The sequence below is a fragment of the Pseudomonas khavaziana genome (genome assembly GCF_019145205.1).
GTDB lineage: Bacteria > Pseudomonadota > Gammaproteobacteria > Pseudomonadales > Pseudomonadaceae > Aquipseudomonas > Aquipseudomonas khavaziana.
In genome coordinates, this window is sequence record NZ_JAHSTT010000041.1 from 1 (window position 1) to 1,243 (window position 1,243).

The window sequence follows — 1,243 nt, forward strand, 5'->3', positions numbered from 1 at the left end:
TGAACTGGTCAAGTAATCTTGGACACTGATTAAGGTTCACGCCGCCAACCTTTCCTTCGAGACCGGCGACCGGTAGTCGTTGTAGCTATGAGGTCTGCTGATGTTGTAGCGCGAGACATAGCGCTGCACGTCTGCTCGGGCCTCATGTTCGAGTTTGTAACCCGCTTCAGGCACCCACTCCGACTTCAAACTGCCAAAGAAACGCTCCATTGGAGCGTTGTCCCAGCACTCGCCTTTACGACTCATGCTTTGCCTAAATCCATGTTTCAGCAGCAAATTTCTGAATTTATGACTGGTGTACTGACAACCTTGGTCAGAATGAAACAACACATCCTGAGGATGGCCACGTAGCTCCACTGCCATGCCTAGTGCTTCGCAGGTCAGGTTGGCATCGGAAATCATCGAGAACGACCAGCCTACGATCCTGCGAGCGTACAGATCCAAAATGGCTGCGAAGTACATCCACCGCTTGCCGACCTTGATGTAAGTCACGTCGCCACACCACACCTGATTAACCGCCGTCACGTCAAATTTCCGCTTGAGCATGTGCGGCGCTACCAAGGCCTCCACGCCCGGCGACTTGTACTTATGGCGCCTGCGCTGACGACTAGCGATGCCAGCTTCACGCATCAAACTGCGAGCCATGTAACGTCCGATACGATGCCCTTTGGCTTGTAGCTCCTTGGACAAAGTACGTGCGCCGGCCGACTCTCTGGACGCCTTGTGGTGCCTGACCAGCGCGGCTTTGAGCTTGTCCCGTTCGGGATTTGCTCTGCCTTTGCGCTGGCGCCAGGCGTAGAAGCTACTGCGGTTGATCCCAAACACCCGACAACACCTTTTAACGCCGTACTGCTCGTCCAGCTCATCGATCAGCGTGAATGATCTTTGGCGTCCAAAAGCAGGAGAGCACTGGCCTTTTTTAGGATTTCGATATCCAGGTCTTTCTCTCTAAGCAGAGCTTTGAGCCTCTGGATTTCTCGTTGATCAGCGGTAATCGCCTTGGCCCCTACCGGAGTCGAGCCCAAGCGTTCTTTTTGCACTTGATCGATCCAGCGGCGTAGGGCTGTGGGGCCGATATCCAGGCTGGCACAGACCTCAGTAACCGGCTGGCCTTCATCCAGCACCATGCTGGCAGCCTTGAGCTTGAACTCACTCGAATAAGATTTACGCATATCCAAACACCTCATATTTGGGCGCTATCATAGCGCCCGATTGAAGTGTCCAAAATCATTAGGCCAGTTCA

General features: G+C 53.7%; 2 protein-coding genes. Both read right to left on the reverse strand.

All coding sequences use genetic code 11. From position 1 onward, the window contains the following. Positions 1-36 precede the first annotated feature (36 nt). A complete protein-coding gene (locus KVH01_RS29415; RefSeq protein WP_404822124.1) occupies positions 37-873 on the reverse strand; it encodes an IS3 family transposase in 837 nt (278 codons plus the stop codon). Next, a complete protein-coding gene (locus KVH01_RS30795) occupies positions 870-1,172 on the reverse strand; it encodes a transposase (protein WP_060549947.1) in 303 nt (100 codons plus the stop codon). The genes KVH01_RS29415 and KVH01_RS30795 overlap by 4 nt, the downstream gene beginning before the upstream one ends. Positions 1,173-1,243: the final 71 nt, after the last annotated feature.

Bases quoted from the DNA above. Each gene is read 5' to 3' on its own strand.
- KVH01_RS30795 (WP_060549947.1), bottom strand. From the start codon at position 1,172: ATGCGTAAATCTTATTCGAGTGAGTTCAAGCTCAAGGCTGCCAGCATG.